The following is a 23,283-nucleotide window of genomic DNA, read 5'->3' as shown; positions in this document are numbered from 1 at the left end:
GCCGAACACCGCCCCGGCGCGAGCACGCTGACCGGGGCCCATGCGGTTGGACTTGCCGACAGGCCCATCCGTCGGCACGTCGGTCGCGCCGTTGTCGGCTTACGCTGCGGTGGTGATCATGGAGTAGGGCGCCGGCGTCGTCGACGCGGGTGAGCACGGAGCAGGTGCCGTTTCGGGACAGCCAGCGGCCGGCCTCGGCCAACAGCCGAACCTTGTCGAAGCAGGCGGGCGAACAGCTGGCGCAGGTCCGGGTCACCGCCTGGCAGCGGCTTGTCGAAGCCTGTGCGGCCTTCGCGCAGCAAGGCCCTGCCGTGAGGCTCAGCCTTGCCCACGTCCAGGGTGCAGAACACGTCGATCGAGATGAAGTTGTTGCTGGTCACCGGTCTTTCCCCTCCCTGGAGTCCGGCACCCGGCGCCATCCGCTGTATGCGACAGTTGCTCCATGCCTGGGGCCAGACAACACGATCCCGAGCAGTTGTGGTTCATGCGCCTTGCCGCCTGGATCTTTCCCGTGGACATCGACGGCCGGCAACGGCAGTCGTGGACGCAGTGGATGAACTGGCGGATGTTCGTGCTGCTCCTCTCGGGACCGGTCCTGCTGATCGGCGCAATCACCGCCCGAGGCCCCGGAGTGACGTGGTGGGAACGCGGCGGACTCGCTGTGGCCGGCGCAGCCATTTCAGCGATCCTGGTTCGCGCGGTGATCGGATACAGGCGACTGACAGCCTCAACTCGGCAGACGCCGAAGACGAAACCGTAGCCGCCCAGGCAGTGACACATGCAGCACCCGCAGCGGCCCCTGTACCGCTCCGCAGCCCGCGTGCGCGACACAAGCCCCGCCCAGCTACCGGTCAATGATCGCCTGTCCACCGCCCTGAACGCCGTCGGCCGACCCCGGGCCTCTCCGCCCTCACCCGCTGCGACAACGGCGGCCCGTTCGCCAAGACAGCCGAGAACTTCCCCGCGGGGACCGTCACCGGGACGTAAGCCACGCCGCGAGCCCGCTCCCCGCCGTCGTGGCGAGGCCCGCAACCAACCATCCGGGAACGCGCTGAATCGTCAAATGCAGCCCACCGCAACGGAGTTCAAAAGCAGGCGGGGCCGGCTTGGCGCTCGAATGAGTCATGCCAGACAGGGTGTACCCCGCATGGCGTAACCCACAAACTCCCGCGCCACGCCTTACGCCGAATGGTGTGCCAGGCGGCATGGAGCTTGGTAGAACGTCCTGCCTAACGTCCGGCGCTCCTGTTCACCAGGCCGCAAGCCACGCAGCGAGCCCACTTCCCATGGCCGCAACGAGAACCGCCACCAACCATCCAGGGACGCGCTGAATCGTCAAATACACGCCATCACAGCAGAGTTCAAGCGCGGGCGGCTGCCGTCCATCGCCGCTCCCTGATCCCGCCATCGCCCGCGAGCTCGGCTACCCAGTCGTCTTCCGCGCCCGGCGCCGCGTGCGCATCGCACTTCAGGAGCCCGAGACTACCGCGGCCACGGTTCTCGCCATTGCCGAGGACGAGCTGGAATGGGGGCTTCGAATTCGGCCCCGCCCGAGGACGGTAAGCCCTCTCGGCAGGGCCGACGATCATTCGCGACCGTCCCTTACTTCATCGCGCACGGCACGAACGGATCGAATCGCAATGATCAGCTTTTGAGCGAGGGCCGGCACTTGGTCGAAGAGGTGCCCCACCACTGTGAAAGCCCCAACAACCACCGCTGTCCCGACGGTCACCCAACCCGCCAGTTCCATGTAGCTCCTTCCGAAGAGATCAGCGGCGCCGAAAGCGCCACCCCCCAGCAGGAGAGCCCTCGGCGTCCAATCTCTTGCGCGAACTACACGGCCTATTAGGCGCGTTGAGTGTATCTACTTCGCGGCTTCCCGTCCCCGAAGTCCAGGAAATGAGTCGTGCCTGCTCCTCACCCCTGAGAGGGCGTTAAATCCGATCTTCCTCGGTTCGTGACCGCTCGGTCGTGGGACTGATCGTCGCGAGGGGCGCCTGACCGACATGTTCATGCTGAGATGCGGGCGTGAAGAGAGATCCGAACCCGAGCGACTCAGCGGATGAGCAGTGGGTGTTGATCGAGCCGGTGATCACGGCCTGGAGGCAGGACCGGGTGAAGCGGTCGGCGACCGAAGATCCGGGGGCCTGTGACCTGCGGGAGGTCGTGAACGCGACCTTCTATCAGAACCGGACGGGCTGCCAGTGGCGCTACCTCCCGCATGATCTGCCGTCCTGGTCAGCGGTGTTCTACTGCTTCGGCCTGTGGCGCCAGGACGGGCTTGACCGGCGCATCCAGGAACTTCTGCGCTGCCAGGTACGGGAGAGAACGAAACAATTAGAGGGCCCGCCCCTCGTGGTCATCGGCGCCAGTCGGTCCGCGCGGCCGCGGGTGTTCCCAAGGCCACGACGGGGCTGGACGCCAACAAGTAGGTGTCGGGCCGCAAGCGCGGGCTGGCCGTCGATGTTCTCGGCCTGATCATCGGCGTCGTGGTGCTGGCCGCCCCGTAGACGACAACGCCGCCGGCACCGCTCCGCTCGACCAGGTGGCCGAGCGGTGCGGCCACCGTCTGGAGAAGGGCCGGGTGGACCAGGGCTTCAAGGATGAAGTCCTCATCCACGGCGCCCTGTTGGACATCGACGTCGAGGCCGTCCGCCGCAACCCCGCCAATCAGGGCAAAGGTTACGTCCCACCGCCGAAGCGATGGATCGTGGAGCAGGTCAACGGCACGTTGATACTGCACCGCCGGCTGGCCCGTGAGTACGGCCACCGGCCCGACACCTCCGCTTCGCGTGTCTACCGGGCATCTGTCGCGAACATGACCCGCCGCCTCACCCCGCCCGCCCCCGCCTGGCGCGGCACCCTCGAGCTGGCCGTATGAACATCACCAAGCTCCTCGCCGACCTGCAGGCCCAGCACGATGAAACCGCGGCCAGGACCGGTGGACTACGCCACCGGATCACGCACTTGACCGGCGCCCTGACCGAGACCCAAGCGCGGCTGGCGGACCTGGCCACCACCCGGAAGGTCATCACCGAACTCGCACCGGCCGCAGGAAGCGAAAGCCAACCGCCCGAGACCAACACCGCCTACCAGGCCATCGTGAATGCCTTCAACCACTCCGCCAAGGCTTCCCCTCAGCCAGCCCGGACGAGGCCGCTACCAGAAACGGACTTAACGCCCTCTCATGCGGTGGGCTGGGTGCGGGCGCCCCGGGCCGAGAAGGTCTTCAGTCTCAGACAGAGACATACCGCAGGTCAGCGCGCCGATCCGGCCAGTGAGGGAGAAGGCGACGAGTACGTCCATCACGGTGACGCCAGCGGCTATGTCACTCCGCTGAGCCGGTGCGCAGTGAGACGAACCTCTGTCTGATCCTCGCGAAGGGCTGAAAAATGACCCATGCATGCTGGACCCGCAACTCCCCACCAGGGCCTGGCGTCCCTCTGCCCGAACCGCAGAGGTACGACAACGGAAGGGGCGTGGCATGCGAATCCGCAGAGCAACAGCAGCAACAGCGGTGGCGGTGGTGTTGGTGACAGGAGGGGCACTACCCGGCCCCTCCCACGCCGCTTCGGCCGGCGCAGATGGCCGGCACGAGCCGACCCAGAGAGCCTTGGACGCCGCCGTCCGAGACGGCGTGCCGGGAGCTGTCGCCCGGGTCCGGGACGGACGCCAGATCTGGCGGGGCACCGCCGGTGTCGGCGACCGGAGCACGGGGCAACCGAGGACACCCCGGGACCGCTTCCGGATCGCCAGCATCACCAAGACGTTCGTCTCCACCGTCCTGCTGCAACTGGAGTCGGAGGGCCGCCTCGACCTCGACGACACGGTGGAGGAATGGCTGCCGGGGGTCGTCCAGGGCCACGGCAACGACGGCGCGAAGACCACCATCAGGCAGCTGCTCAACCACACCAGCGGCATCTTCGACTACATCCAGGACGAGGAGTACGCCGGCAAGCTCTTCGGCAAGGGCTTCCTCCGGCACCGCTACGACACCTGGACCCCGAAACAGCTGGTGACACTCGCCATGAAACACCGGCCCGACTTCGCTCCTGGCGCCGGGTGGAAGTACTCCAACACCGGCTACGTATTGGCCGGGATGGTCATCGAGAAGGTCACCGGGCACTCGTACGCGGTCGCCATCAAGCAGCGTGTCATCGCGCCCCTCGGGCTGCACGCGACCACCGTGCCGGGAACCGACGTGACGATGCCGCAGCCGGGCAGCCGAGGGTACTCCAAGCTGTTCTTGGACGACGGACCGGTCTACGACGTCACCGAGCTGAACCCGTCCGCGGCGGGCGCCAGCGGGTCGATGATCTCTGACGCGGCCGACCTGAACCGTTTCTACTCGGCCCTGTTGGGTGGGGAGTTGCTGCCGCCCGCACAGCTCAAGGACATGAAGACTGTCGTGCCGAACCAGTCGCAAGATCCGCAGAACGGATACGGGCTCGGCATCGAAGGCGTCCGGTTGCCCTGCGGTGTGGTGGTCTGGGGCCACGCGGGTGATATCCACGGTTCGCACTCCGATGGCTACAGCACGGCCGGCGGTCGGCACTCGCTGGCGGTGAACTTCAACGGCGACTGGGCGGGCGATGCCGGGCGGATCATCGAGGCGGAGTTCTGCGGCGTGTAAGGACAGCCACCGGCTGACGAAGGACCAGGAGGAGTGCGTCAAGCCCCTCTTCTGGGGCGGCACTACTTCTTCGAACCGGCCTGCGGCGAGACCGACTTGCTCTGTGTTCGTCGGCCGCCGGTCGGACCGTCTTGTTTCGCCGGGGCACTGGCCGGGGGGCGAGGACGCCTCCGAGCAGCCCACTCAGCGCCGGGTATGGCTAGCATTCCTTCACTGTCTACATTCACGTAGACTTTGCTGCGCACGGCCGTTCGACCCACCTCCGCGAATTGAGGCACCCATGTCCGCCCGGCGCGGCGAGGTCGAAGCCTGGCCCCGCTCGCTTTGGCCGAGCGCGAGACCCGAAGCGAGATCTCCCGTCCCGCTGCCTGGCGCGTCACTGGTTCCCGGGCTGGACCAGACCCGCGAGGTCGGTCTTGTCGCCCATCCGTGCTCGTTCGTCGGCAGGGTTCTGGCCGGTTCCAGCGTCACCGTGGGCCTGGTCGCCGGGTTCTGACTCGCCGCACCCCGCCGCGGGACACAGCACGCGTTAGCACTGTGGGCCTGGTCCTCCTGGCGTACGCGCCGCGCCACGCGGAGCAGCTCGACCTCGGAGGGCCCCGCCTCGTGACCGGAGGTTCGACAGTACGCCTGCTTGCACTCAGCCTCCGGCTAACTCCCGCCATCTGTATGCCTGCCTTGGGAGGAACATGATGTACGAGAGCAGGAAGCCCAGCGCCGAATCCGTCCGGGCCGCAGCTCCCCGGGCCGGGCTCGCCATGAACTGGCTGGCCGCCCGTGACGTGGTGGAGCGGACCCTGCGCCGAGCCGCTGGAGGGACTGCCAAGCGAACGGGCCATCCGCCAGTTCACCGTCGGCATGTGCCGCCCCCAGGCCCTCCTGCAGATCACCCTCGCCTCGATCGCGGTGAACGCGGCGCTCAACTGGGTCCTCGTCCAAGGCACGTTCGGCCTGCCCCGGCTCGGCATGACCGGCGTCGGTATCGTCTATGTCACGCTGCCCCGGCTCGTGCCGGCTCCCTTCCTCGAAACCGGCTCGGACCGTCCCCTGACCACCGCCACCCACCTGCTGATCGTCACGGCGTTCCTGCAGTTCTTCGACTGCGCCCAGAACATCGACGTCGGCCTCCTGCGCGGACTGGACGACACCACGAGCGGCTTCCGCATCACCCTGATCGGCTACTGGGCCATCGGCCTCGCCGCCACCGCCCTGCTCCTGCTCCTGCTCCTGCTCCTGCTGCGCCGCTACAGCACGGCACTGACCGCGGCACAGTCCCAACCCTCCCCCACGACAGCCTGATCACCTCGGCTCACACCGCCCGCAGGAGCAGACGGACGCGCGCCCGAAGCGTGCCGCGAGTCCGTCTGCTGCCGCGCGGTGGCAGCACGCGGCCCCGTCGCCGATCCGCCGGACGCGGCCGCCGAAAGGGCCGGCCATGATCGCTGAGGCATGCCCGGACGGGACTACGCGCCCAGCAAGTTCCAGCAACTCGAGCATCCCGACGGGGCGCCGATCAGCTGCCGCGCGGCGTATTCCACGTACTCGTGCAGCCCGTAGGCCAGCGCGAGGGCGCCAACCGCCGCTACGACCACCGTCCCTGCCAGGCTGACGGCGCCAGCTCGCCGGAATGCCCCGTGCGGTGCCGCAGGTTCGGGCAGCAGCAGGGCCTCGACACGCTGCGGAACAGGTCCGCTCGTCGCCGAGAGCAGCGGATACCCGCCGCTGCGGCCATGGGCCGCCCCGGCCAGAGCGGCCCGGGCCACTGCCGCAGCGGCCACCCGCCGATCGCCCACAACCGCGGCCGCTTCCTCGTCCGCCCACCGCTCCAGGTGGAAGGCCAACGACGTACGCAGGCTGCGAAGCGCGGGATGGACGACAGCCACAAGATCGACCACCGCCGACAGCAGATGATGGCGCCCGGCCAGGTGCGCCCGCTCGTGCGCCAGCAGAACCCCGCGCTCGCCGGTCTTCAGTGACCGCACCATCCCGGAGGTCATCACGACCCGGCCCCGGCGCCCCCGGTATCCGGGAAGCGCAAAGGCATCCACGTAGCTCCCGGGGACCACCAGCAGATCCCCGTCCCCCGTGCCCTCGTCAGCCACCAGCCAGGCGCGCTTGAGCAAAGACCGGTGCTGAAGCCAGCGCCGCACCAGCAGTACCGACTGCGCCAGCATCACGGCTCCGGCCGCACCGGCCAGCGGCACCGCCGCCGGCCATTCCTCCAGTACGCGGGTGAAAGACAGCTGCTCGAGCGAGGCGAGAAACGGCACATGGAACAAGCCGACCAGTGCCGATATGGTCCCGCCGGCCAGGAGGACAGCGGCGCCCGTCAGCAGCCAGCAGGCCCAGCGCGGAGGCAGCACAGCAGCAAGGCGCCGTGCGATGGCCGCCCCGCCCCAGGGAAAAGCGAGGGTCAGAACCACCACGACCGGCCCATACGTCACTCGGACTTGTCCTCGGCTTCCAACAGCAGACTCCGCAGCGTCTCCTCGTCGTCCTCGGACAAGGACGAAACGAACCGCTTCAGGACGAGATCACGCCGCGGATCGCTCTCCAGCTCGCGGTGCATGCGCCCTGCCACCAGGCCCGCCGCGTCTTCCACCGGCTCATAGGCATAACCACGCACTACCGGAATCCGGCGCAGCGTGCCCTTCTCGTAGAGCCGGGCAAGGATGGTGGCCATCGTGGTCCTGGCCAGCCCCTTGTCGAGGGCGGCGTTGACCTGCTGCGCGGTCATCGGCTCACCGGCCTGCCACAACACCGCCAGCACGTCTGCGACCAGTTCCCCGTGCGGACGTCTCTCGTCCCGGCGCTTGTCCGCCACAGTCTTCTCCTCCCACAACCGGCGTCCCGCGGAACACCCCCGGAGCCCGCGCCCGATCAACGTTCACCTTGTTGTACACAGAGGTCAAAAATGATCTCGCAGCGCGCTCAATTTAACCCCGGCGTGGCCTGGCAAAGCTACCGCCTGGGGTGGGCCCCGGGGTCCTCCGGGGCGCGGTGCTGTACCGCGCGGACCGCGCACCCGTGAAGAGCATTCCGAGGCGCAGCGGTCCGCGCTCGCCTCACGGCTCACCCTGCCGCCAGCTCTGCGCGAACTCGACGCAGCCGGCCAGGGCAGGGCCGGTTAAAAGTCAAGATCTCATTGGCTTAGGCTGCCTAGGCACTGCTGCGGTGGGGAGTCTTCCTGCGGGGCGCAATTCCGCATCAGCGGTCGGGCAGTGCGCCGGCGGCGCTGCCGCCGTCCCGAAGCAACCCGCCGGACTGGACTCGTCCGATCACTCCGTCCAACGCCGCCTTGGCCCGCGTCAGTTCGTTGATGCGGACGGCGATGCTGTCGCGCTCGGCCAGCAGGCGGTCGAGCTTTCCCTGTGTCACTGCGCCGGTGGTCGCACACGGCAGGAGTTCCGCGACGGCCTTGCCGGTCAGTCCGGCGTCGTAGAGGCGCCGGATGAGCTGGACGCTGCCCACTGCCCCTTCGGGATATTCGCGCGGCCGCCCGGGGGCGCGGTCGGCCTCGAGGAGGCCTTGCTCCTCGTAGTAGCGCAGGAGGCGCACGCCCACCCCGGACCGCCTGGCGAGTTCCCCGATTCGCATGGACTCCAGTAGACCGACTACGGTCCTGTAGACGCAAGAGTCTATCCGTCCGCAAGGCGGCGACAGCGCTCCGTCCCATCGGGCGCGGACGTGACAGCCTCTCGCCGGAGGAATCCGGCCGGCTCGCCGAAGCCCGCGTCCGATGCGCCGGCGTCGCGGAAGCGGGGGCCAGGTAGGCGCGGTAGCCCTCGTACACCCCGAGCCCCTCCAGGCGGTCCGGGTGCCAGGTGCGGGCGTACAGAGGCGGCCGGCTGCCGGGGGGCTCGATGGCGGCGACCTCCATGGTCCGGGCCGCCCGGATGATGCGCCCGGCGGTCGCGTTGGCATTGTGGCCGCGCGTGTGGGCGGAGGCGCACCCGGCATAGAAGGCGATGGGGATGGCCTGGTGTCCGGTGAGCAGGCAGGGCGGCCGTATGCCGAGGTGGTGCAGCTCGGCGGCGGCGCGGGCGTAGTCGCGGCGGGCCGCGGTGGAGCGGTGCACGGTGTGCTCCAACACCGTGTACTGCACGGCCAGATGCCCCGCGAGCACGGCTGCCACCAGCGCACCTGTCACGGCCCGCCACCACCCCTTGGGTGCGGTGACAAGATGGGCGAGGGCGTCGGCTGCCGGGATCGTGAGGAGCGCGTAGGCGGGCAGCAGGAAGCGCGGCGCCGCGTAGCCGATCAGGAAGAGGTACGGGAAGGCCGCCGAGGCGGCGCACGCCAGCGCCAGGAGCGTGGTCGCCGCCCGGCCCGCCCGCGCCGCGATCGCGAGACCCGCCGCCGCGAGCAGCGGCAGCACGAACCACCACACGGTCACGGCAGCATCGGGCATCGCTCCGGTGCACGGACGGCACAGTGTCCGCCCGCCCAGGCTGCGCAGTTGATCGCCGACGGCGAGGTGCCATCCCAGACCGCCCTGTATCCGGGAGCCCTCGGCAAGGCGCGCGCCGAGTCCGCCGTAGCGCAGGTACGCCTCGACGACCCACTCGGCGGCCCCGGCTGAGAACCCGAGGGCGAGCGCCCCCAACAGCCTTGGCTGCCGCCACCGTCGTATGCCGATCAGCGCGGCGCACAAGGGCAGTGTCACCCAGGCCGCGTCCGTGGGCCGCATCAGCGCCATCAGCGCCACGCTCACCGCGAGGCCCCCGGCGGCCCTGCGGTCGTGGTGGTTCCGCTGGGCGCGCAGGAAGCACCCCGCGGCCGCCAATGCCCCGATGGCGACCCAGTAGTTGGGCATCGCCTGCGGGCCGTAGGCCACCGTCACCCACAGCGACCCGAACAAGGCCCCAGCCGGCGCGAGGACCCGCACGGGCAGCAGCCCCCGCCAGCAGCGCAGCGCCACGTAGAGGCCGACGCCCGCCAGCAGCGCCAGATAGACCCGCAGCAGCACGGTGGACGACGACCAGGAGGCCACCGGCGCCACAAGAAGCGAGACGCCCCGGGCGCGCGGCGCGCTGAAGAAGGCCGCCGGAGCGTGCGAGCCGACCTGGCTGACGTAGACCGTCTCGTCCCAGCCGAGCCCCATCTCGGGTCGTACCAGGATCAGTTGAGCCGCTGCGAACGCTGCCGCGACAGCGGCGAGCGCGGTGTGCGTGGTCCTCGCCATTTCCGCCCCCACCCCTACAGGTTGTAGGGTTATTCCACCCTACGTCATGTAGGGTCGGGGTGAAGGGAAGGACCGGACATGCGCGAAGAGCGGGGCGCCGACGGGGTGCACGGCGTGGAGGTGGAGGAGGTCTGGCCGCGCGACGGACAGATCCGGCTGTGCCTGTCGCTGGCGGGCGGCGGGGGCGAGCGGGCCGTGCTCGTCCTGAAGGCGCGGGGCGAGGCCGGCGCCGAGGTGCGGGTACCCGCCGGCGGCGACGGCGTCCGGCTCGAGGCGCGCATTGCCCTGGAGTCCCTGAGTGACCCCTGCGCCGCATCGGAACAGGTCTGGGACCTCTATCTCGATGTCGGCGCGGGAGTCGGCCTCCTGCGCGTGGGGCGGCACTTGGATGACATCACCGGCAAGAAGAAGATCTTCGTGTACCCGGCGCAGTTCGCCGCCGGCGCCTGGGTGGAGCCGTACTACACGGTCAAGGACAACCTCTCGATCGCCTGCCGCCGGGAGGGGAAGTGACGATCCGCTTCCTGCTCTTGAACGCGTACGCGGTCGGCGGCACCGTCCGCACCGTCGTCAACCAGGCGAACGCGCTGGCCGCCGTCGGACACGAGGTGGAGATCGCCAGCGTCCACCGGCACCGTGCCGCCCCCGCCTTCCCGCTCCACCCCGGCGTTCACCTGCACGCCCTCACCGACACCACCGCCGCCGGCCCCTGGGGCAGGCGGCACTTCGAGGCGTGGCAGCGGCGGCGCCCCAGCCAGCTGATCCCGCGCGCGGAGGTCAAGTTCACGCGCTTCAGCCGTCTCACCGACCGCCGCATCACCCGCTACCTGCGCTCCCTGACCGATGGCGTCCTCATCACCACCCGCCCCGGCCTCAATCTTCTCTCCGCCCGCTTCGCCCCGCCCTCCGTGCTCCGCATCGGACAGGAACACCTGCACTACGAGCGCCACAAGCTCGCCCTGACCCACCAGATCGACCTCTGGTACCCGCGGCTCGACGCCCTGACGGTGTTGACCGAGGCCGACCGGCAGACCTATGCCGCGCGCCTGGCCGATGCACCCGTCCGTATCGAGTGCATCCCCAATCCCCTGCCCGGCGCCGCCCCCGCACGCTCACCCCTGGACCGGCCCCTCATCATCAGCGCCGGGCGGCTGGTCAGGGCCAAGGGCTTCGACACCCTCATCGAAGCCTTCGCCCCCGTCGCCCGCGCCCACCCCCATTGGCGGCTGCGCATCTACGGCTCCGGCCCCGAACGCGGCCGCCTGCGCGCGCTCATCCACGAACGGCACCTCTACAACCATGTCCACCTCATGGGCAGTACGCCCTACCTGGAGGCCGAACTCGCCAAAGCCTCCGTCTTCGCCCTCGCCTCCCGCCACGAAGGGTTCGGCATGGTGCTCGCCGAGGCGATGAGCCACGGCGTCCCGCCGGTCAGCTCCGACTGCCCGCAAGGCCCGCGCGAGATCATCACCGGTGGCCGGGACGGACTGCTCATCACCCCCGGCAACACCGCGGCGCTCACGCAGGCCCTCAACCTCCTGATCGAACGGCCCGAACTGCGCGCGAAGCTGGGTGAGGAGGCGGCCCTCGCCGCCCGGCGCTACGCCCCCGCACGCATCCGCGAACAGTGGGAGAGCCTGTTCGCTGAACTCACCGCGGCCCGGTCCGGTGCGCCCGGCGCCCCCTCTCCCCCAAAACCCTACGCACTGTAAGGTGACGGCATGGCAGGCACCAACCCCCAAGGCAGATCGGGCAAAGCGGAACGGCGCGGCGCAGGCGAGCTGGAAAGCGAAGTCCTCGCCTCCCTGTGGGCCACCGACAAGGCCCTCTCCCCCGCCGAGATCCAGGCCGGGATCGGCGGTGACCTCGCCTACAACACGGTCCACACCATCCTCAAGCGTCTGCACGACAAGGGCCTCGTCCTGCGCGACGCGGAGGGGCGGCGCGGGGCTTACCGCCCGGTGAAGAACGCCGCCGAGATGACCGCCGAGGCCATGCACCAGGCCCTCGACCGCGGCCCCGACCCGATCGCCACCCTCCAGCAGTTCGTCACCGGACTGAGCCCCGAGGAGGAGCGGGCGCTGCGCGACCTCCTCGGCGGGAGCGGCCCATGAGAATCGACGTCTACACTCCGCTCGTCCTGTCCCTGCTGCTCGCCGCCATCGGCCCCACGCTCGGCAGGCGGGTCGCCCCCGCCCTGGCGGCTCGCGTGCTCACCGCCGCCGCAGTCGTCACCGCCGCCGCCACCACGTGGGCGCTCGTTCTGCTCGCCGCCACCCTCATCAGCGAGGCCCCGCCGGTGACGGCAGAAGCGCACGAGGACGGCCGCAGCCTGCCCGAACCGGTCCCCGAAGCCATCGCCGTCGTCGCCGTCCTGGCGCTGATCGTGATCGGGTACCGGGTGTGGCGTTCGCTGCGCGAGGAGTGCACCACCCGCCGCACCCTGCGCCGCCTGTGCGAAGGCCACCCGCAGGACACCGAGTTGGTCGTCGCCGCCTCCCCGGTGCCGCAAGCCTTCGCCATCCCGGCTTCGTCCGGGGCCCCCGGCCGGATCCTGGTCACCGCCGCTATGCTCGGCGCCCTCGAACCCGCCGAGCGCCGCGTCCTGCTGGCGCACGAGCGCGCCCACCTCACCCACCGGCACGCTCTCGTTGCTGCCGCCGTGACCGTAGCCGTCGCGGCCAACCCCTTCCTTGCGCCCGTACGCACGACCGTCGTCTTCCTCATCGAACGCTGGGCCGACGAACGCGCTGCCGTCGCCGTCGGCGACCGGACCACCACCGCCCGCGCCCTGGCCCGCGCCGCCCTCGTCGCGGCGCGCTCCCAGCCCGTCTGCGTACTGAACTTCACCGACCGCGCCGTCACCCGCCGCGTGGCCGCCCTGCAGACCGCCCCACCCCCACGCCTGTGGCCCCTGACCGCCGCCGCCCTCACCCTCGGTCTGCTCCCGGCCCTCGGCGCCGCCGACGCCACCGGCGACTTCCTGCAACTCCTTGCCGGTACGCTGCCGCTCTAGCCAACACCGTTGTGGGAAGCCCGGTTCGAGGAGGGGACGCCACCGCCCTCACAGGGGTTGGGGGTGCACGAGCCCGCCTGCCGGACGCTCCCTCTGGCTAAGGGCCTCGCTCCAGGCGGTAGCCGTGCCCTCGGAGCGTGGTGATCTGCGGGAGTCGGCAGGGGCGGGCGGATCCCGCGGCGGCCAGGGCGAGGCGGCGGCGCAGTCCTGCCATGGTGACGTCCAAGGTCTTGGTGGGGCCAAACCAGTTCTCGTCCCACACCTGTGCCATCAGGTCTTCGCGCGGCACCGCTTCCCCGGGGTGCCGTGCCAGCAGGGCGAGCAGGTCGAACTCCTTCGGCCGCAGGGGGATGTCCGTGCCATGGAGGGTGCAGCGGCGTTCCATGGTGTCGATGGTCAAGTCACCGACCCGTAGCGGGCGTTGTACTGGGGGCGCGGTCGTCTGGCGTCTCAGGTGGGCGCGAAGGCGGGCCAGCAGGACGGTGAGGCTGAAGGGTTTGACCAAGTAGTCGTCCGCGCCCGCGTCCAGGCCGGCGATGACGTCGATGTCGTCCGTGCGTGCGTGCGGTGAGGATCACGATCAGCAGGTCGGGGCACCGCGTGCGGAGGGTGCGGGCGAGGTCGAGGCCGTCGAGGTCGGGCAGGCTGAGGTCCAGGAGCACGGCGTCGTAGGCGCTACGGGCCGCCTCGGTCAGGGCCGAGGTGCCGGTGCGGCTCCAGGTGGGGGTGTAGCCGTTGCTGCGCAGGCCGGTTTCCTGGTGGCGTCCGATGGTGTCGTCGTCCTCCACGACGAGGACGCTCAGGCGGCCGCGGTCGGGTGCGGCGGGCGTGCCCATGGGCGACAGCGTAGGACCGGGGCGGGTCATCGGCACGGGCTTCCGTTCCGTACGTCCGGGGCGTTCACACGGCTGCACGGTTTACGGCTCACAGGTCAGGTCGCGGAGTTCTTCGACGGCGGGGCGTCGGGCGCCGCGGATGCCGTTCAGGGCCGCGGCCAGTACGGCGAGCGGGGCGGCGCTCGCCGTGAGCGCCGGGTGACGGGAGACCCGGCACGCCTCTTCGAGCGGGGCCGCGGCGCCGACAGAAGCAGCGGGATCGGCCTGGCCCTGGCCCGCGACCTGGCGACGAGGCTGGGCGGCAGGCTCTCGGCCACGCGCGCCGCCCCCGCCACCTTCACGCTGTTGGTCCCGGCCGGTGTTCGCCGCGACGAGGAACCCGGTCCATCCGGCGCGCCCCGGTGACAGCCGGCGCTCAGCGGCCGGCCTCGCCCTGGGCGACCTCGATGTCCTGGTGAACGTGGACAGCGACGGTCGCCGCAGTGGCGCAGGAGGCCAGCGCGCAGACGGCCAGCAGGGCGGCGATCCAGGACGTGGCCCGCGGGGACCGGGCGGCGGGGGAAAGGAGGGCGGCCACCCGCTGCGGCACGGGGCTGGTGGTGGCCGCGGGTGTCACCGCGGGCCGGGAGGTGTCGCTCGCGTGTGCGGCCAGGGCGGCGCGGGCGATGGCGCGCGCGGTCAGGCGGCGGTCGCCGACGGCGGTGGCGGCGGCCTCGTCGGCGGCCCGCTCGGCGGCAAGCCGGATGGCCGCGCGGACCGGGCGCAGGGCGGGGTGGCAGTGGGCGGCGAGTTCGGCCACGGCCAGGAAGTAGTGGTGACCGCCTGCGTTGTGGGCTCGCTCGTGCGCGAAGAGCGCCTCGCGCTCGCGGGCGTCGAGGCTGCGCAGCATGGCGCTGGTGACGACGATGCGATGCGGCCGGCCGGGCAGGGCGTACGCGTCGGGGTGCGCGGACTCGACGACGCACAGGTCGCCCGCGGGAGGCCTGCGGTCGGCCCGGGAGCGGGCGGTCCGCAGAGCCGTGGCCTGTCGCACGACCGAGCGCCCGAGGGCGAGCGCGGCGAGCACGAGCAGCCCGGCGGCGAGTGCGGCCAGGGGCAGGACAAGGCGCACGGACGGCGTCGGCAGCGGGTGCACCAGTTCGCCCAGGGCAGCCAGGGCCGGGATCTTGAACAGTCCGGTCAGGGCCAGTGTGCCGAGCGCCGCCACGGTGCCCGCCGCCAGGAGGAGCGCCGAGGCGCTGAGCGTCCACAGGGCGGCCCGGGGCGGGCAGCGGCCCGGGATCCGGCGCGCAAGCGGCGGCGCCACACAGGGCAGCAACAGAGGGAGCAGCAGTACCGCGATCGTCATGGGCCCTCGTCAAGGATTCGGCGCAGGACCTGTTCGTCGTCCGGGTCGAGCTGGGCGACGAAGCGGGCGAGGACCGTCTCGCGGTCGCTGTCGCGGTCGAGTTCGCCGTGCATGCGCAGGGCGGTCAGGCCGTGCGGGTCCTGTATAGGGCGGTAGGCGTAGCCACGGCCCTGCCGCTGCCGCTCGAGCGTCCCCTTCTCGTGCAGGCGGGACAGGATCGTCGTCACCGTGGTGCGGGCAAGCCCGGAGCCGAGCTCGGCCTGGACCTCGGCGGGTGTGAGCGCGGCATCTGCCGTCCACAGCGCGGCCATCACCGCGGCCTCCAGTGCACCCGCCGAGCGGCGGTCGTCCTTCTCGCTGCTCATGGGAACGATCCTCACCTCCACTGCGTCTACAGTAACGTAGACCGTCTACAGACTTGTAGTCAGTCAGGTGCTGCGTATGCCGGTTGCTGTGCGCACGAGCGCCATACCTCCGGTCGCCCGCAGGGAAAGGACTCATGCCGATGACCACACCCGTGGTTCTATCGTCGCAGCTCGCGGTGAACCCGCTCAACGCCCAATCGCTCCTTGCCGCCTTCGGCGTGCTGGGTGTCGGGGTGGTGATGTTCGCCGAGACGGGCCTGCTGATCGGCTTCTTCCTGCCGGGCGACTCGCTGCTCTTCACGGCGGGCCTGCTGTGCACGGGAAGCGGGCAGCACGGCGTCCGGCTGTCGCTGGCACCGCTGCTGGCCGCCGCCGCGTTCGGCGCACTGGCCGGGGCGCAGTGCGGCTACCTGATCGGGCGCCGAGCGGGCGGAGCCCTGCTGGCCCGCGGCCGCTCGGCGCGGCTGCACGAGGGGGCGAAGAGAGCCGAGGAACTCCTCGCGCGCTACGGGCACGCGAAGGCGATCGTCCTGGCGAGGTTCGTGCCGGTGGTGCGGACCGTGCTCAATCCGCTGGCCGGGGCGCTGGGGGTGCCGGTCAGGGTGTTCACCGTGTGGCAGGTGGCCGGCGGCTTGGGGTGGAGCGTCGGCCTGACCCTGGCGGGGTACGCGCTGGGCTCCTCGATCCCGAACGTGGACCGCTATCTGCTGCCGCTGGTCGCGTTGATCGTGGTGCTATCGCTGCTTCCGCTCGCCGCAGAGCTGTACCGCTCCCGCGGGCGCGGCAAAGAGAAGGAGGTCCGAGGATGATCCTCGCCTTCGACGGGGCCTCGGTCGACGGCTCCGTCTACCGGGACGTGACGGACCTCGCGCAGCGCTCGCCGGGCTGGCTGGATGCCACGGTGACGGTGTGGTCGGCATACGGGCTCGCGGTGTTCGCGCTGCTCATGGTCTTCGGCTGGTGGCGGGCCCGGCGCGTGGGCGCCGGAGCGGCGGTGACGGCACTGGCCGTTCCTGCGGTGGCGGCCCTGGCGTTCGCCCTGGACGACGCCCTGAAGCTGATCGTCCGAGAAGACCGGCCGTGCCAGAGCCTGCAGGTACCGACCCTGGAGGCGTGCCCGGCGCCCGGTGACTGGTCCTTCCCCAGCAACCACGCAGCCATCGCCGCAGCGGCGGCCGTGGCACTGCTGTTCGTCTCGCGGCGCCTGGGCGCAATGGCCTGCGCAGCAGCAGCCGCCATGGCGGCCTCGCGGGTGTGGGTCGGTGTGCACTATCCGCACGACATCCTGGCCGGGCTCGTGGTGGGCTCTCTCGTCGCGCTCGGTTCCATGCTCGTGGTGAGGCGTCGGGCTTCGGTGCTGGCCCGGCGGATGACGGCGGCGGCTTCGCTGCGTCTGCTGCTGACGGCCACATGAACCGCGTCGATCTCACGAGCCGAAGGGACGCCGCCGATCTGCTCGGCAGCGTCGCGCTGGGCGCGTGGGCGGCGTTCGGGGTCCTGGCCCTGGTCGTGATCGGCCGGGCCGGTTCACCCTTGTGGCTGGACGACGGTTTCCTCGTCTGGTCGGTCGGCCACCGCCCGGAGGTCGCCGTGGCAGTGGCACGCGGAGTAACGGCCTCCGGTACCGGCGTGGTCCCGTACGTACTTGTCGTCCTGGCCGGGTTCGTGGCGGGGCACACCGTGCGACACCGGCTGCTCGCGTCCGTCCTCTCGCTCGCCTGCCTCGGCTCGGGGCAAGCACTGCGGTACGCCGTCATGGAGCTCGTGCACCGCGCACGGCCGCCGCAGGGCGATTGGACGACGCACGCGAGCGGATTCGCCTTCCCGTCCGGGCACACCACCACAGCCACCCTGACCGCCGGTCTGCTGATCGCCGCGCTCACCCTGCGCCGCCCGCGCGGCGGCACCGCGCTCCGGATCGCCGTGGGTTGCTGGGGCCTGCTGGTCGGACTGACCCGGGTCTTCCTCGGCGTGCACTGGTTCACCGATGTCCTTGGCGGCTGGCTGTTCGCCCTCGGCTGGCTGGGCACGTACTTGTGCGTGGCCGCCCACCTGTTGCCCGCCCGCTTCCTCACTCACACGACGGCCTCTGCCCCTCAGCCGATGGAGAACCATGCGCCCCAAGATCCTGGTGGTGGAGGACGATCACGCCCTGCGTGACGTCCTGCGCCACGGCCTGCGGGAGGAGGAATTCGACCCCCTGCCCGCCGCCGACGGAGCCACGGCCCTGCGGCTGGCCACTGCCGACATCGCCGCACTCGTCCTGGACGTCGGGCTGCCCGACGCGGACGGTCGGGACGTGTGCCAGGCACTGCGCGCCAACGGATTCCTCGCCCCGGTCATCTTCCTGACCGCCCGTCACCACCTCACTGACCGGCTGGCCGGGTTTTCCGCCGGAGGGGATGACTACCTGCCCAAGCCCTTCCACCTCGCCGAACTCGCCGCCCGGCTGCGCGCCGCACTCAAACGCGCAGGCCCCCGCTCCCCGGCCATGACCGGTGATCTACTCCTGGACGCGGTCGGCCACCACGTCACCGTGCACGGCCTCCGCGTCCCGCTGTCCCCCACGGAGTTTAGGCTCCTTGCCCCGCTCGTCGCGGCGGACGGGGACCTCGTGCGCCGCCGTGACCTGGTCCGGGCCGGCTGGCCCGAAGGCGCGCAGGTCAGCGACAACACCCTGGACCAGTACCTGAGCCGGTTGCGCCGCAAGCTGCGCGAGGCGGGCAGCGCCCTGACGATCGGCACCGCACGCGGGATCGGACACCGCCTGTCTTGACTCCTCATCCGCTGGAAGCCGGCGGATTCCTAGCTCACGCTGCTTGCCCCTCGGCGAGGAGGCAAGTCTTACGCGATCAGCGCTAGCCGGGTGCGAGACCAGCCCGGACGAGCATCACGCGGGCGGAGTTCTTGTCCCTGGGGGACACCCTTCCGCACGCGGTGCACGTATACGTTCTCTCGGAAAGAGGCAGGCGGTGCTTGGCTCTCGCACCACACGCGGCACAGTCCATCGTCGTGTGCCTCGGATCGACCAGATACAGGCGGCGCCCGTGTTTGCGGGCCTGCTCGAGCAAGGCCTGCTTGGTGGCGCCGATCGCAGCGTCGGCCGCCGTGCGGGCCATGGTCGACCTCGCCAGGAACCGCGGCCTGAAGTCCTCGACGACCAGAACATCGGGGCCCCGGACCACGCGCTTGGACCACACTCCTCACCCTCGGCGCGCCTTCTTCGAGCGTGCCACGCACTCATTCCAGAGCCACCGGCAACGCGCCCACTCCGCCTCCAGCCCAGTGCCCCCGGTCGACGACACCCGCAGACGGTGGGTGTACCGCACGTGCGCGGACTCCCGTTTACCCCTGCCCCGCTCACGCCGCAGCTTCTATTCCTCCCCCTCCTGAAGGCAGGGGCATCCACGGAGGAGACATGGTGAACCGCACGGAAGACGTCGTGCGCCGCCTCGCCCCGCGCACTCTGCGCGGCCGCCTCTCCCTGGTGGCACTTGCCATCGCCGCCCTGCTGATGACGGTCCTGACCGTCGTGTTCAACGGCGCGATGGACGGGCACCTGCAGCGCCAGGCCGACCACGAACTGCACAACAAAGCGGCAGCGGTGGCCACGACCATCGACACCAGCGGTCCTCGCGTACGCGTCCTGGAGACCGCCAACGACCACCTGCTCGACGCAAACGTGTGGATCTACGCCGGAACCCGCCTCCTGGAGAAACCGCCATCCGCCGCAGCCGACAGCCCTCTCACCCGGGCCGCCGACCGGCTGACAAGCCAGGACGGGCGCGCCTGCGCAGCCGTCCACACCATCCGGCTGTGCGCGCACCCCCTCACCGACCGCCGGGCCACCGTCGTCACCGCCCTCGACCTGACTCCGTACCGCAACTCGGCCGGCACGCTGCTCCTTGGATCACTCGTCCTGGACTTGGTGATGCTCGGCTGCACGTACGTACTCACTCGTCTGTCCGTCGGCCGGGCGCTGCGCCCGGTGCGGGCGATGACGGACCAGGCCACCCAGTGGAGCGCGGTGGCCTCCGACGAGCGCTTCGGCACCGAGGACCACCCGGCCGAACTCGTCCGCCTCGGTGCCTCGCTGGACGCGCTCCTGGACCGCATCCGCACCGTGCTGCGCCACGAACAGCAGCTGATGGGCGAGGTGTCCCACGAACTGCGCACGCCACTCACCCGGATCGTCATGGAACTCGACTGGTGGCGCTCCCGCCCCCGTACGCACGCCGAGACCCGGGCCACCGTGGAGGTGATCGCCGAGGCCGCCCGGTCCATGCGCACCATCTGCGACACCGTCCTGGACGACGCACGCGAGAACGCCCTCAACCCGGCGACAGCCCCCGGCACCACCGACGTCGTGCCCGTGATCGACCGCCTGCTCCACAACCTCACCCCACCGGGCCAGGTGACGACCACGATGGAGACGGCAACCTCCCCGCTTCAGGCGGGGGTTGCCCCCGTTCTCCTCGAACGCATCCTCAGCCCCCTGCTCACCAACGCCGCCCGCTACGCCCACTCCCGCGTGACCGTATCCGCGCGGCGGGTCCCCGGAGCCGTACACATCGATGTCCTCGACGACGGCCCCGGAGTGCCCGAGACGTTCGTGGACGAACTCTTCCAGCCCGGCCGACGCGCCGACACCGATGACGGACACGACGGCGCGGGACTGGGGCTGCCGCTCGCACGACGCCTGGCGCGCGCCGTCGGTGGCGAGGTGACCCACGACCCGGGCCACACCCCCGGAGCCGCCTTCAGCGTCAGCCTGCCCGCCGGGTGATCGCCGCAGCAGCCCGGCGCTCGCGCGCCTGGGCGCAGGCCAACATCCCGAACAGCACGGCGAGCAGGACGTCGGACGGGCCCAAGGTGCCGAGATTGAGCACGCCCTTGGCCACCGGCTTGGTGAGCAGATCACCCGCGGTAGCGCCCGGCGGGCGAGTGAGGACGAAGGCGATTAAGAACGGCAGCACCTTGAGGACCACGGGCATCAGCACGAGGCCAGAGCTGTCGGACAGGACCTCACCCATGATGGTGCCGGCGGGTTCGACATCAGGGTGGCCGACCAGAACAGGGCCTCGCCCTTGAAGGTGACGATGTCGCGGATCTGGAACGTCATCCTCCAGGCAAGGAAGATCGCCAGGAGGATCGAGATGCGGATCGCCGCCCCGGCGGGGTAGCCGAGGCGAGCCCTGCGGGCCCCAGTCGAGCGAAGTGGCGCCGCCCGCGGAGTACTTGACGCTGGCGTCACGGTTCACGAAGTGGTACTTCGTGGTGCCGGCCATGCTGGTCGACAGGATCACGGTCCAGCAGGAGAACGGGGTGTAGCGCCGAAAGCCCGGCTGGACTACCAGCGTCACCACGAGGACCAGGAACAGCGCGATCGTGGTGAGGAAGTAGCCCAGCTTCAGGGTCTGCGCGAAGAGATCGCCCGCAGTCTCGCCAGAGTGGTCGCGGCGACCTTCAAGATCCAGAAGGCGAGTGTGACCTCGGGCAGCTTCTTCAGCACCGCCTTCGCGGTACCTGACGCACCCGGCACACGCGACGTGCTCGTCACGTGGGGATCAGTGCGGACTTCCGGCTTCTCCACGCCAGTTCCTCCGCTCCGGCCGTATGACAGGGTGCTCGCCGCACACCGGACGAGCACCCTGAGGGACGGGCCGCCCACCGACGCCGGCCGCGCACACCGTCCCTGGCGCCAAGAGCCTCAACGCATGCTGAACGCGGGCCGGTTCGCCGGGTCAGGCCGGGAGCCCGACCTCCGGCTCGGTGACGTCCTTGCGTGTCACCGCCAGATACACGACCAGAACGAGGATGACGGCCAGGAACAAGGCACTGGTCACCACCGTGCCCAGGCCCAGGCCGCCGTCGCCGGTCGGCTGGGAGAGGTAGTCGCCGATCGAAGCGCCGAGCGGTCGGGTGAGGATGTAGGCGACCCAGAAGCTCCACACCGCGTCGAGCCTCAGCACGATGTGCGCCGCGGCCACCGCCGCGATACCCAGCGCGAACAGGACGGCGGCGAGCCAGTAGCCAAGGGCCATGCGCTCGGAGACCAGGTCCCCGGCCGCGGTGCCCAGGGCGAACGTGAACAGCACGGCGAGCCAGTAGAAGGACTCCCGGCCGGTGGTGTCGATGCTGTGGATGGACAGCGTCCGCTGCTTCAGGTACCAGACCACGAACACGACCGCGAGCGCGATGGCGAACACCGCCGTGCTCGTTTCCAGCGGCACCCCCATGTTGTCGGTGAGGTTGTCGCTGATCAGCGTGCCGACGACGCTGATCAGGGCCACGGCGAGCCAGTACACGCCCGCCCGGTACGCGCGCGTGCGGAACTGCACGACCAGCACCCCGGCCAGCAGCACGCTCATGAGCACCGACACACCGGTCAGGCCCAAGCCCGCCTTCTCGTTGAGCAGGTCGGCCGCGGTCTCACCGACCGTCGTGCACAGCACCTTGATGATCCAGAAGTAGACGGTGACCTCGGGCACCTTGTTCCAGCGCAGCCGGTGCCGCGCAGGCACGGCAGAACCGCCGCTGTCGGGGATCGCGGGTGTCTCAGACGTTTCATGGGTCATGGCGGACGACCGTGCCACCGGAAACCTGAACACATCCTGACTGCCGCGCGGCATCGCGCACACCGCACGTCTTCGACCAGCAGCATGGAATTCGTGAACACCTACGTGGTCCTGCACATACCGGCGCTGCTTCCCCCTGCTCCCCTGCCAGTGACGGAGGAAGGCCGCCGTGACCACTCCAACTGCCCGCCGCCCGCCGTCTGACCGCGCAACGAGCTGGCTGCGCCACCGGCTCGGCCGCGCGATCGTCCTCGCCTACGCCGCCGCCCTGCTCCTGCCCGGACCGGGGCTCTGGCTGCGCCGCACCCACGTGCTGTCGCTCGGCGCGCCGGGCGACCTCCCCCTGCCCACCGCTCAAATCCTGCTCTCCTTGGTCCTGTTCTCGGCGGGACTCCAGGTGCCCGTACGCGCGCTCGGCACCCTGCTCCGCCACCCGACCGCCCTGCTGGCCGGTCTCGTCCTGCACCTGGCGATTCCGCTCCTCGCCATCCCCGCCGTCGCATTCCTGTTGCACCAGACTCCCGACGCCGACGGCGGCAGCGGCCTGATCACCGCGATGATCCTGATCGTGGCCATGCCCGTCGCCGCCGGAGCGACCGTATGGACCGGCAAGGGGGACGGCGACCAACCGACCATGGTGGGACTCGTCCTCGCCTCCACACTCCTCAGCCCCTTGACCATCCCACTGATCATCAGCGCCCTGCAGCCACTGCTCAGCGGCGAATACGCGCATACACTCGCCCGAACCGGGCACCCCACACACGGCGGATTCGCCCTGGTCGGCGTGGTCCTGCCCTGCGCGACCGGCATCCTGCTCCGCCTGGCACTACCCGCACCATGGCTGACCCGAGCAATCGCCGTCGTCGTCCCCGTCGCCCTGGCCGGCTCGCTCCTGCTGACCTACGTCAACGCCAGCGGCGTCCTCGGCACCTTCCTCGCCCGCCCGCGCCCGCTGCTGCTCGCCGCCGCGCTCGCCGCGGCCACGCTCGTCTGCCTGCTGTCCTTCGCACTCGGCCACGGCGCCGCGCGCCTACTGAGACTGGAGGACCCCGCGGCGTCGTCCCTCACCCTCGCCTGCGGCATGAACAACAGCAGCGCGAGCGCGGTCCTGCTCACCACCACCCTGCCCGACAAACCACACCTGCTGCTGCCCGTGCTGGCCTACGGACTGCTCCAGAAGACGGCGGCGAGCAGAGTCGTCAGCCGGAGGACCGGGCCCTCCGCCGGCCCGGGCCCGCGGCGTCCCTGCGGCCACTGACGAACCCTCATGTGGCGTGCGCCGAACGCCTGGCAGGCGCTCCTGGACGAAAGGCGGGCACCCA

At 70.6% G+C, this 23,283-nt stretch carries 23 protein-coding genes and 5 pseudogenes; 16 read left to right on the top strand and 12 right to left on the bottom strand.

From position 1 onward, the window contains the following. Positions 1 to 116 precede the first annotated feature (116 nt). The gene (locus ABZ906_RS39470; RefSeq protein ID WP_361390986.1) at positions 117 to 380 is read right to left on the bottom strand and encodes a hypothetical protein; all 264 of its coding nucleotides are present in this window, start codon (positions 378 to 380) and stop codon (positions 117 to 119) included. Positions 381 to 442: 62 nt separating this feature from the next. Between ABZ906_RS39470 and ABZ906_RS39465 the strand changes: the two genes are divergently transcribed. Further along, positions 443 to 760, top strand: a complete 318-nt coding sequence (locus tag ABZ906_RS39465) for a hypothetical protein (RefSeq protein ID WP_361390984.1) — start codon at positions 443 to 445, stop codon at positions 758 to 760. A gap of 825 nt (positions 761 to 1,585) precedes the next feature. Here ABZ906_RS39465 and ABZ906_RS39460 read toward each other — a convergent pair. Further along, positions 1,586 to 1,750 (bottom strand): hypothetical protein, encoded by a 165-nt coding sequence (locus ABZ906_RS39460; protein ID WP_361390982.1) that lies wholly within the window; start codon positions 1,748 to 1,750, stop codon positions 1,586 to 1,588. Between the two features lie 278 nt (positions 1,751 to 2,028). On the opposite strand from ABZ906_RS39460, the pseudogene ABZ906_RS39455 reads away from it, so the two are divergent. The 4 genes and pseudogenes from ABZ906_RS39455 to ABZ906_RS39440 form a co-directional block, all read left to right on the top strand. Beyond that, a pseudogene (locus tag ABZ906_RS39455) lies at positions 2,029 to 2,881 on the top strand (IS5 family transposase). Then, positions 2,878 to 3,372, top strand: a complete 495-nt coding sequence (locus ABZ906_RS39450) for a hypothetical protein (RefSeq protein ID WP_361390980.1) — start codon at positions 2,878 to 2,880, stop codon at positions 3,370 to 3,372. The pseudogene ABZ906_RS39455 and the gene ABZ906_RS39450 overlap by 4 nt, the downstream one beginning before the upstream one ends. A gap of 241 nt (positions 3,373 to 3,613) precedes the next feature. Beyond that, positions 3,614 to 4,633: a serine hydrolase domain-containing protein gene (locus tag ABZ906_RS39445; protein ID WP_361390978.1), complete on the top strand. Its 1,020-nt coding sequence runs from the start codon at positions 3,614 to 3,616 to the stop codon at positions 4,631 to 4,633. A gap of 831 nt (positions 4,634 to 5,464) precedes the next feature. After that, positions 5,465 to 5,932, top strand: a pseudogene (locus tag ABZ906_RS39440) (hypothetical protein); the annotation flags it as partial. A 164-nt stretch (positions 5,933 to 6,096) separates the two neighbouring features. On the opposite strand, the gene ABZ906_RS39435 reads toward ABZ906_RS39440, so the two are convergent. The 4 genes and pseudogenes from ABZ906_RS39435 to ABZ906_RS39420 form a co-directional block, all read right to left on the bottom strand. Then, positions 6,097 to 7,059: a M56 family metallopeptidase gene (locus ABZ906_RS39435; protein WP_361390976.1), complete on the bottom strand. Its 963-nt coding sequence runs from the start codon at positions 7,057 to 7,059 to the stop codon at positions 6,097 to 6,099. Positions 7,060 to 7,073: 14 nt separating this feature from the next. Then, complete coding sequence (locus ABZ906_RS39430) at positions 7,074 to 7,457, bottom strand: BlaI/MecI/CopY family transcriptional regulator (protein WP_361191455.1); 384 nt, start codon at positions 7,455 to 7,457, stop codon at positions 7,074 to 7,076. A 383-nt stretch (positions 7,458 to 7,840) separates the two neighbouring features. After that, positions 7,841 to 8,230: a MerR family transcriptional regulator gene (locus ABZ906_RS39425; RefSeq protein ID WP_361191457.1), complete on the bottom strand. Its 390-nt coding sequence runs from the start codon at positions 8,228 to 8,230 to the stop codon at positions 7,841 to 7,843. Positions 8,231 to 8,453: 223 nt separating this feature from the next. After that, positions 8,454 to 9,818: pseudogene (locus tag ABZ906_RS39420) on the bottom strand (hypothetical protein); the annotation flags it as partial. 78 nt (positions 9,819 to 9,896) lie between these two features. On the opposite strand from ABZ906_RS39420, the gene ABZ906_RS39415 reads away from it, so the two are divergent. From ABZ906_RS39415 to ABZ906_RS39400, 4 genes are read left to right on the top strand one after another with little or no spacing between them, the layout of a single operon-like run. Beyond that, the gene (locus ABZ906_RS39415) at positions 9,897 to 10,331 is read left to right on the top strand and encodes a hypothetical protein (RefSeq protein WP_361191459.1); all 435 of its coding nucleotides are present in this window, start codon (positions 9,897 to 9,899) and stop codon (positions 10,329 to 10,331) included. Continuing rightward, a complete protein-coding gene (locus ABZ906_RS39410) occupies positions 10,328 to 11,530 on the top strand; it encodes a glycosyltransferase family 4 protein (RefSeq protein WP_361390974.1) in 1,203 nt (400 codons plus the stop codon). The genes ABZ906_RS39415 and ABZ906_RS39410 overlap by 4 nt, the downstream gene beginning before the upstream one ends. A 9-nt stretch (positions 11,531 to 11,539) precedes the next feature. After that, positions 11,540 to 11,932 carry a BlaI/MecI/CopY family transcriptional regulator gene (locus ABZ906_RS39405; RefSeq protein ID WP_361390972.1) on the top strand — a complete coding sequence of 131 codons (393 nt, stop codon included), beginning with the start codon at positions 11,540 to 11,542 and terminating at the stop codon, positions 11,930 to 11,932. Further along, positions 11,929 to 12,834, top strand: coding sequence for a M48 family metalloprotease (locus ABZ906_RS39400; RefSeq protein WP_361390970.1), 906 nt, complete (start codon positions 11,929 to 11,931; stop codon positions 12,832 to 12,834). The genes ABZ906_RS39405 and ABZ906_RS39400 overlap by 4 nt, the downstream gene beginning before the upstream one ends. A 97-nt stretch (positions 12,835 to 12,931) precedes the next feature. On the opposite strand, the pseudogene ABZ906_RS39395 reads toward ABZ906_RS39400, so the two are convergent. Beyond that, positions 12,932 to 13,670: pseudogene (locus ABZ906_RS39395) on the bottom strand (response regulator transcription factor). Positions 13,671 to 13,868: 198 nt separating this feature from the next. On the opposite strand from ABZ906_RS39395, the gene ABZ906_RS39390 reads away from it, so the two are divergent. After that, entirely contained in the window at positions 13,869 to 14,075 is a 207-nt protein-coding gene (locus ABZ906_RS39390; RefSeq protein ID WP_361390968.1) for a hypothetical protein, read from the top strand. A gap of 10 nt (positions 14,076 to 14,085) precedes the next feature. On the opposite strand, the gene ABZ906_RS39385 is transcribed toward ABZ906_RS39390, so the two are convergent. Next, a complete protein-coding gene (locus tag ABZ906_RS39385) occupies positions 14,086 to 15,018 on the bottom strand; it encodes a M48 family metalloprotease (protein WP_361390966.1) in 933 nt (310 codons plus the stop codon). Next, positions 15,015 to 15,383, bottom strand: a complete 369-nt coding sequence (locus ABZ906_RS39380) for a BlaI/MecI/CopY family transcriptional regulator (protein ID WP_361390964.1) — start codon at positions 15,381 to 15,383, stop codon at positions 15,015 to 15,017. Before ABZ906_RS39380 ends, ABZ906_RS39385 begins: the two co-directional genes overlap by 4 nt. 140 nt (positions 15,384 to 15,523) lie before the next feature. Here ABZ906_RS39380 and ABZ906_RS39375 point away from each other — a divergent pair, with 140 nt between their 5' ends. Genes ABZ906_RS39375 through ABZ906_RS39360 form a run of 4 tightly spaced genes read left to right on the top strand, consistent with a single transcriptional unit; the run spans position 15,524 to position 18,159 of the window. Further along, positions 15,524 to 16,192, top strand: a complete 669-nt coding sequence (locus tag ABZ906_RS39375) for a DedA family protein (protein ID WP_361390962.1) — start codon at positions 15,524 to 15,526, stop codon at positions 16,190 to 16,192. After that, on the top strand, positions 16,189 to 16,797 hold the full coding sequence (locus tag ABZ906_RS39370) for a phosphatase PAP2 family protein (RefSeq protein ID WP_361390960.1): 609 nt from the start codon (positions 16,189 to 16,191) through the stop codon (positions 16,795 to 16,797). Before ABZ906_RS39375 ends, ABZ906_RS39370 begins: the two co-directional genes overlap by 4 nt. After that, positions 16,794 to 17,543: a phosphatase PAP2 family protein gene (locus tag ABZ906_RS39365; protein ID WP_361390958.1), complete on the top strand. Its 750-nt coding sequence runs from the start codon at positions 16,794 to 16,796 to the stop codon at positions 17,541 to 17,543. The genes ABZ906_RS39370 and ABZ906_RS39365 overlap by 4 nt, the downstream gene beginning before the upstream one ends. Beyond that, positions 17,497 to 18,159 carry a response regulator transcription factor gene (locus tag ABZ906_RS39360; RefSeq protein ID WP_361390956.1) on the top strand — a complete coding sequence of 221 codons (663 nt, stop codon included), beginning with the start codon at positions 17,497 to 17,499 and terminating at the stop codon, positions 18,157 to 18,159. Before ABZ906_RS39365 ends, ABZ906_RS39360 begins: the two co-directional genes overlap by 47 nt. Before the next feature lie 66 nt (positions 18,160 to 18,225). On the opposite strand, the pseudogene ABZ906_RS39355 reads toward ABZ906_RS39360, so the two are convergent. Then, positions 18,226 to 18,580 (bottom strand): annotated as a pseudogene (locus ABZ906_RS39355) (transposase); the annotation flags it as partial. Positions 18,581 to 18,801: 221 nt separating this feature from the next. On the opposite strand from ABZ906_RS39355, the gene ABZ906_RS39350 reads away from it, so the two are divergent. After that, on the top strand, positions 18,802 to 20,169 hold the full coding sequence (locus ABZ906_RS39350; protein WP_361390954.1) for a HAMP domain-containing sensor histidine kinase: 1,368 nt from the start codon (positions 18,802 to 18,804) through the stop codon (positions 20,167 to 20,169). Here ABZ906_RS39350 and ABZ906_RS39345 read toward each other — a convergent pair. Together ABZ906_RS39345 and ABZ906_RS39340 are read right to left on the bottom strand one after the other, a co-directional pair. Then, positions 20,150 to 20,749 (bottom strand): hypothetical protein, encoded by a 600-nt coding sequence (locus ABZ906_RS39345; RefSeq protein WP_361390952.1) that lies wholly within the window; start codon positions 20,747 to 20,749, stop codon positions 20,150 to 20,152. The genes ABZ906_RS39350 and ABZ906_RS39345 overlap by 20 nt on opposite strands. A gap of 378 nt (positions 20,750 to 21,127) precedes the next feature. Further along, a complete protein-coding gene (locus ABZ906_RS39340) occupies positions 21,128 to 21,961 on the bottom strand; it encodes a hypothetical protein (protein WP_361390950.1) in 834 nt (277 codons plus the stop codon). A gap of 169 nt (positions 21,962 to 22,130) precedes the next feature. On the opposite strand from ABZ906_RS39340, the gene ABZ906_RS39335 reads away from it, so the two are divergent. Then, on the top strand, positions 22,131 to 23,219 hold the full coding sequence (locus tag ABZ906_RS39335) for a sodium-dependent transporter (protein ID WP_361390948.1): 1,089 nt from the start codon (positions 22,131 to 22,133) through the stop codon (positions 23,217 to 23,219). Positions 23,220 to 23,283: the final 64 nt, after the last annotated feature.

Source organism: Streptomyces sp. NPDC046925, from assembly GCF_040644915.1.
GTDB lineage: Bacteria > Actinomycetota > Actinomycetes > Streptomycetales > Streptomycetaceae > Streptomyces.
This window is presented reverse-complemented; position numbering and strand designations above follow the sequence as displayed.